This is a genomic window from Nocardia sp. NPDC060220 (genome assembly GCF_042727815.1).
GTDB lineage: Bacteria > Actinomycetota > Actinomycetes > Mycobacteriales > Mycobacteriaceae > Nocardia.
Genome location: NZ_JBHWZY010000302.1, coordinates 1 through 7,358, shown reverse-complemented (window position 1 = coordinate 7,358; position 7,358 = coordinate 1). Strand labels below are relative to the sequence as shown.

The 7,358-nt window shown below is 68.5% G+C and carries 6 protein-coding genes; 2 read left to right on the top strand and 4 right to left on the bottom strand.

The features are described 5' to 3' along the window. Positions 1–680, bottom strand: a 680-nt coding sequence (locus ACFWF3_RS17240; RefSeq protein WP_379314436.1) for an aminotransferase class I/II-fold pyridoxal phosphate-dependent enzyme, incomplete at its 3' end; no start/stop codon positions are given. A 5-nt stretch (positions 681–685) separates the two neighbouring features. Continuing rightward, positions 686–1,897, bottom strand: coding sequence for an MFS transporter (locus ACFWF3_RS17235; protein ID WP_379314437.1), 1,212 nt, complete (start codon positions 1,895–1,897; stop codon positions 686–688). A 265-nt stretch (positions 1,898–2,162) separates the two neighbouring features. On the opposite strand from ACFWF3_RS17235, the gene ACFWF3_RS17230 reads away from it, so the two are divergent. Continuing rightward, positions 2,163–4,214, top strand: a complete 2,052-nt coding sequence (locus ACFWF3_RS17230; RefSeq protein ID WP_378993051.1) for a thioredoxin domain-containing protein — start codon at positions 2,163–2,165, stop codon at positions 4,212–4,214. Between the two features lie 12 nt (positions 4,215–4,226). On the opposite strand, the gene ACFWF3_RS17225 is transcribed toward ACFWF3_RS17230, so the two are convergent. After that, the gene (locus tag ACFWF3_RS17225; protein WP_379314435.1) at positions 4,227–5,708 is read right to left on the bottom strand and encodes an adenylate/guanylate cyclase domain-containing protein; all 1,482 of its coding nucleotides are present in this window, start codon (positions 5,706–5,708) and stop codon (positions 4,227–4,229) included. Between the two features lie 115 nt (positions 5,709–5,823). Beyond that, positions 5,824–6,489 (bottom strand): hemolysin III family protein, encoded by a 666-nt coding sequence (locus tag ACFWF3_RS17220; protein WP_378993047.1) that lies wholly within the window; start codon positions 6,487–6,489, stop codon positions 5,824–5,826. A 248-nt stretch (positions 6,490–6,737) separates the two neighbouring features. Here ACFWF3_RS17220 and uppS point away from each other — a divergent pair. Next, a partial coding sequence (gene uppS, locus ACFWF3_RS17215) for a polyprenyl diphosphate synthase (RefSeq protein ID WP_379314434.1) occupies positions 6,738–7,358 on the top strand: 621 nt, incomplete at its 3' end.

Below are 7,358 nucleotides of genomic sequence, written 5' to 3'. Positions count from 1 at the left end.
TGGCTACCCAACGTCGAAATGCCGTGCGCCTCATCGAAATACAAGAACAAGCCGTATCGATCCTGGAGCCGGTGCAACTCGGCGAGCGGTGCGCCGCCGCCGGTGCTGTAGACCCCGTCGGCGACATAGGCCACGTGCGAATGCGTGCGGCACAACTCTTCCAGGGCGGCGATGTCGTTGTGCTCGATCGTGACCAACTCGGTCTCGTCCGCGACCAGTGGCTTCATCGCGTTCAAGCAGAAGTGCGCGTTCTTGTCGAAGACCACCAGCGGCGGGTGCCCGTCGGTGAGCTCACCGGAGGCGAGCAGCGGCAAGGTCGCCCACGCGGCGGCCGCACACGACGACACGGTGACCGCCTGCGCGCCGAAGGTCCGGGAGAGTCGCTGTTCGGCCTCCTCCAGCAGACCGAGCCGGATGCGCATCCGGGAAATAGAAGAATTGATCGTCGCGGTTTCGTCGAGCCCGCGATGGGCGCCCTCGATGATTCGTGGATCGCTGTCCAAACCGAGATAGGAATAGGACGAGAAGTTGACGATCGTTCGACCGTCGCGGGAATGGACAATTCCCTCGCGCATATCATCGGCGATGATGTCGACCAGTCCGTGCGTGGTGCTGTCGTCCCAGAATGTGTTGCTCAGTTGCAACTGCCTGCGGATATTTGCGAATTGGTTTCTGGCCATTCCGTTCATTCCTTTGTTGGCGAGGGTGCGTCAGTTTTCTCGGGCGCCGCGACGACGAGTACGTTCACCGCGGCGAGCAGGGTGATGGCGATGGACCAGGCGAGGAGCCCGGACAGGGTGGGGCCTGCCAGCGAGGCGATGCCCGCGAGGCCCTGCTGCACCAGCGCGCACCACGAGACGGCGATGGCGGCTCCGGTGGCGAGGTGGCTGACAGCGTGCGCGGCGCTGTTGGGGAACAGCGTCGCCTGGCCGAAGGTCGTGGTGACGTACCCGGCGAGGAAGACCGGCAGCGCGATCGCCCGGGGCAGATCGGCGGCCCACACGACGGTGACGAGCACGCAGCCCGCGAGCATGATCGCCGCGCCCTGGCGCATCATGGCGTGCGCTCCCACCTGTCGCACACGCCGGCGGACGTAGGTCGCGCCGCCGAGGTAGGCGGCACCGTAGAAAACGCCGAACAGGCCGAACGCCCACGGTGCGAGCGCGAAACGGTCGGTGAAGATGAACGCGGACTTCTGCTGGATCATCACGATGACGGCGAATCCGATGCCGCCCGCCACCGCGCTGACGACGAAGATCCGGTCGGTGAAAAGGCGTCTGGCTGTGCCTTTGTCTTTCGGCCCGGTTTCGCGTCGGGGCAGTGAGATGCGCAGGGCGAAGGCGACCGGCACCGCGGCGAGCACGGCGAGCACGACGAATCCGTACCGCCACCCGACCGTCGAGGTGACGATGCCGCCGATCACCTGCCCGCCGCCGAGCGCGACGACGAACGCCATCGACAGCAGCGCGAGTTGGCGCGCGAGCTCCGCGCCGGTGAACAGATCCTTGATCATCATCCGGCCGACGACCGCGATCCCGCCCGCCCCGATCGCCTGGACCACGCGCAGCCCGAGCAACTCCGGGGCGTTGGTGATCAGCGCGAGGCCCGCGCTGGCGAGGACGAAGCACAGCCCGGCCGCGACGAAGGCGGGAACCCGGCCGAACCGTTCCGCCGCCCTTCCCCACGCGACGACCGGGAGCGCGGCGAACACCACGAACACGGCCACCGACAGCTGCAGGACGCTGTCGCCGGCGCCGATGTCGGCGCCCAGCGCAGGCATGCTCGGCAGGTAGATGGTGGTCGCCATTTGGGCGACCGCGACCGCGACACATGCCGTTGTGACAACTGCTCGGCGTGTTGCCGCGGAAGCCGGAATTTCGCCGGTTTCCGCTTGCACAGACAATGCACTCCCCTATGGCCGAGCGAATCACGCAGGATGCTGGATCCGAGTTATAGGTATACGGCCAGGCGAAGCGGTCGAACACCGTTGCGATCGCGTTGATTTCAGTAGGAAAGGTAAATAATCGATGGCGGATTGGTGACCGCGCGGTGGGCCGCACGGGGGATGCGAAGAAATTGCCTGAGCACCGCCGGCCGGGCGAAGTCGGTGTCCACCACATGGGGCGCAGCCGGCGTTCGTCGCGTATGGCAGGGTGGAACTCGTGAACCGATTGGCCGGTGCGACCTCGCCCTATCTGCGTCAACACGCCGACAACCCCGTCCACTGGCGGGAGTGGGATGCCGACGCGCTAGCCGAGGCCGCCGTGCGCAATGTGCCGATCCTGCTGTCGATCGGATACGCGAGCTGCCACTGGTGCCATGTGATGGCCCACGAGTCCTTCGCCGACCTCGCCACGGCCGAGCAGATGAACGCCGACTTCGTCTGCGTGAAGGTGGATCGGGAGGAGCGTCCCGATCTGGACGCGGTGTACATGAACGCCACCGTGGCCATGACCGGGCAGGGCGGCTGGCCCATGACGTGCTTCCTCACGCCCGACGGCGCGCCGTTCTACTGCGGTACCTACTACCCGAAGCAGCCGCGCGGCGGCATGCCGTCGTTCACGCAGTTGCTCAGCGCGGTGACCGAGACCTGGCGCAACCGGCGCGACGATGTGGACAAGGCCGCGCGGCAGGTGACCGATGCGCTCCAGGCGCAGGCATCGGGTCTGCCCGACGCCGAATTCGCGATTGCCCCTGATCTTCTCGACAAGGCCGTGCCCGCGATCGTCGCCGACGAGGACTCGACGCACGGCGGATTCGGTGGGGCGCCGAAGTTTCCACCGTCGGCGCTGCTGGAAGGGCTGCTGCGGCACTGGGAGCGGACCGGCGACCAGTCGGTGTTCGACGTGGTCGAGCGCACGGCCGAGGCGATGGCGCGTGGCGGAATCTACGACCAGTTGCGCGGCGGGTTCGCGCGCTACTCGGTCGACGCCGGGTGGCTCGTGCCGCACTTCGAGAAGATGCTCTACGACAACGCCCTCCTGCTGCGCGCCTACGCCCATCTCGCGCGTCGCGCGCCCGTGACCCCGCTGGAGTCGTTGCCGCACAGGGTGACCCGGGAGACGGTCGAATTCCTGCTCGGTGATCTCGGGACGGCGCAGGGCGGTTTCGCCTCCGCTCTCGACGCCGATACCCACCTCGAACCGGAGGGGCCCGGCGTCGAAGGCGCGACCTATGTGTGGACGCCGGCCGAGCTGATCGGCGAACTCGGCCCGCTCGACGGCATGTGGGCCGCCGACGCTTTCGGCGTCGGCACCGCCGGTAATTTCGAACAGGGCACCTCGGTGCTCACCCGCCACAGCGATCCCGTCGACGCCGAGCAGTCGTCCCGTTTCGATCGACTGCGCGCTCAGTTGTTCGAGGCCCGCACCCGGCGCCCACAGCCCGCCCGCGACGACAAAGTGGTCACCGCCTGGAACGGCATGACCATCACCGCGCTCGCGGAAGCCGGTGCGGCACTGGAAGAACCGTCGTGGATCGCCGCCGCCGTGCGCTGCGCCCGCTACCTGCTCGACGTCCACCTCGTCGACGGCCGACTGCGCCGCGCCTCCCTCGACGGCGTCGCGGGCACCCCGCCCGGCGTCCTCGAGGACTACGCCTGGTTCGTCACCGGCCTGCTCGCCCTCTACCAGGCCACCGGCGAATCCGACTGGCTCGCCGCCGCACAGCTGTTGCTGGACAACACGATCGACCACTTCGCCGATCCCGAACGCCCCGGCAGCTGGTTCGACACCGCCGACGACGCCGAAACCCTGGTCGCCCGTCCCCGCGACCCCGTCGACGGCGCCACCCCGTCCGGCGCCTCCGCGTTGGCCGAGGCCCTCCTCACCGCCTCGGCGGTCGCCGATACCGACCGTGCCATCCGCTATCGCGAACTCGCCGACCAGACCCTCGCCCTCGGCGCGATCCTGCTGGCTCGCGCACCCCGCACCGCGGGCAACTGGCTCTCCGTCGCCGAAGCGGCGGTCCGCGGCCCGTACCAGGTAGCCATCGCGGCCACCGAGAAGTCCGCCACGGCAATGGAACTCCTGGCCGCCGCCCGTGCCAGCGCCCCTGGCGGCTCGATCATCCTCGCGGCCCCGCCGAACACCGCCCCGCTCCTCACCGACCGCCCCCTCGTCAACGGCGCCCCCGCCGCCTATGTCTGCCGTGGCTCGGTCTGTGACCTCCCGGTCACCGATCCCGCCGCCCTGACGGCCTCGCTTCGGCGGTAACGGACCTGGTTCTCACTTTCTCGGTGAGATGTCTGTCCAGGTCCGGGTTCGGCCGGGGATTCCGCGCAGCCGTAAGTCCTTGTAGCGCTTCCATTTGGCTCGTTCGGCCGGGGTCGCGGCCTGCCAGATCGCATCGCTCACCAACACCCGCCGCGGTGCTTCCTTCGCCACCGTCGTGAGGCGGGCCGCTTCGTTGACCGCGTCGCCGATGACGGTGAATTCGAGGCGGGTGTCGGCGCCCACGTCGCCGGCGAAGACCTGGCCGCGGGCGACGCCGATGCCGACGTCGAGCTCGCCGGTGTCGACTACTTCGTCGCGGATGCGGCGGGCGGCGCGCAGGGCGGGGGTGGCGTTGTCCTGGAGTGCGGAAGGCGCGCCGAAGATGCACAGCGCGGCGTCGCCGGCGAACTTGTTCACCAGGCCGCCGTTGTCCTCGGTGGCCGCTACGACGGTGGCGAGCAGCCGGTTGAGTTTGTGGACGAAATCCTCGGGGGCCATTTCGGCGGAGAGCTGCACCGAGCCGGTGACGTCGACGAACAACGCCGAGACGATGCGCACATCGCCGGTGAGGTCGGAGCTGCCCGACAGGGCGCGTTCGGCCACCGTGGAGCCGACGTGCCTACCGAAGACGTCCTCGGTGTGCATCTGGTCGCGCAGGGTGGCGGCGAGTTCGTTGACGGAGTGTTCGAGGCGGCCGATCTCACTCGCGCTGCCGACGGGCACCCGCACATCGAGTTCGCCGCGGGTGATCCGGTCCAGCGCCCGGTACATCGTGCGCATCGGTGTGGCCACCGAGCGCGCGAGCAGCGCGGTGGCGAGGGCGCCCACGCCGAGCGCGACGATCGAGAACAGCCACGCCGCGCGCACCCGGTCCGATGCCGGGGTGGTCGTGTCGCTGAGGACGACGATGATGATCAGCGCCGGCAGCGCGCTGGACACCGCCCAGGTGACGAGCACCCGCACCAGTACGGTCGAGCTGGGATGGACGGTCGGCCCGAGCACCGCGGCGATGATCGGCACGGCCGGGCGGATCAGGCGGTCGAGGATCAGGTAGATCGCGCCCGCGGCCTCCAGCCCGCCGAGGGCGAATCCGGCCAGCAGCACGGTGATGTTGTGATAGTCGGTGTACCGGTCGACGAGCCACACGGTCAACGCGACGCCCGGTGTCCACAGGATGATCGCGCGCAGGGTGATCGCGGCGGGCAGCCGGATCAGGACCCGCGCTTCCTCCGGCGTCGGTTTGCGGTTGTCGTCGAGCCAGCGCATATATCGGCGCCGGTCGTAGAGCGCGATGCCGATCCCGAGGGTGAAGGCGAGCACCGGGTAGATCAGGATCAGGACGGCCGCGTCACTCCAGTCGTCGCCGATCCGGGTGAACACGCCACCCGCCCAGCTGACCAGGAAGATGGCCGCCACCCCGACCATATTGGCGGTGATGACCACCAGCGCGAGTCCCCAGTAGGACCGCAGCGCCCACCGGACCAGCCGGTTCACCGCGCACGCCCGAGCCCGGCGCCCGAGGACGCCCGGGCATCACGAGCTGCGCTGACGGGTGACACAACTACCGAGCATAGAAGGCGCGCAGGCCGCGGCCGCGCGCACGCGCCGTTCAGCCGAGCACGACCAGCCAGATCGCGATGTAGTGACACAGCGCCGCGACCACCGTCGCGGCGTGGAAGAACTCGTGGTGCCCGAAGTCGGGCCAGGGGTTGGGCCACTTGGTCGCGTAGAGAACAGCCCCCACGCTGTAGATCACGCCACCGACCGCGAGCAGCACCAGCGGCGCTACTCCGACGTTGTGCAGCAGCTCGGGGGCCACCGGCACGATCGCCCACCCGAGCAACAGGTACAGCGGCACCCCCACCCACGCGGGCGCGGTAGGCCACAGCAACTTCAACGCGATCCCGGCGACGGCCCCCGCCCACACCACGGCCAGCAGGATCTGCCCGGTCCGCCCGGGCAATCCGAGCAGCGCGAACGGCGTGTAACTGCCCGCGATGAACAGGAAGATCATCGAATGGTCGGCCCGCTTCATCCGCACCCGTGTCCGCACGCTCGCCCAGGTGACCCGGTGATACACCGCGCTCACCCCGAACAGCGCGCACACCGAGATCCCGTAGAGCAGCGTCGACCAACCCGCGGTCAACGACGTGAGGAACCCGAACACCACGAGCACCGTCACCGCGACAGCGGCGACGCCGACCGCCCACGTATGGATCCAGCCACGAAAACGGGGCTTGATCACCGTGGCGATCTCAGTCAGGACATCGTCCACGTAACCTCCCGAGCCGGAACCTACGGTACCGTAGGTTGTGCCCCAACCGTACGTCAACCGCCCATCTCGACACCACAAACGTGCCCCTGGCCACACAAAACCCGACCGGCTGATGTCGGGAGGACATGGGTAACTTCCCGACCACCCTGAAACCCGGCCTTGCCCGTGCCGCCGGCCGGGCACGAATCTCGCCCCCTACTCACGACCGGCAAAATACTCGGGGAGGCGGGCAAGCGTAGGGTGCGGGCGTGGAGTTTCTTGGTCGGGTGCGTGGATTGCCGTACCGCATCTACGAAGCCAGGCTGTCGCAGCAGCTGGCAGACAAGCAGCACCCTCGCCACGTCGCCGTCATGTGCGACGGCAATCGACGCTGGGCGCGTGAGAACGGGTTCACCGATGTGAGCCACGGCCATCGCGTCGGCGCGCTGAAGATCGCCGAGCTCGTCGGCTGGTGTTCCGACCAGGGCATCGAGATGGTCACCGTCTACCTGCTCTCCACCGAGAATCTGCGCCGCGACCCCGAAGAGCTCGAGACCCTGTTCGAGGTCATCACCGATGTCGTCGAGGAACTGTCCGCCCCGGAGCAGAACTGGAGCGTGCGGATCGTCGGGTCGCTCGAGGGTTTCCCCGAGTTGATCGCCAAGCGGCTGCGGGTGGCCGCCGAGCGAACGAGCGGGCGCGACGGCGTGCACGTGAATGTCGCGGTGGGTTACGGCGGCCGCCAGGAGATCACCGACGCGGTGCGCTCGCTGGTGCGCCAGGAGATCGCCTCGGGCGAGTCGGGTGAGGATCTGGTGCAGTCGATTACGGTCGACGCGATCGGCCAGCATCTCTACACCTCCGGTCAGCCCGACCCGGACCTGGTGATC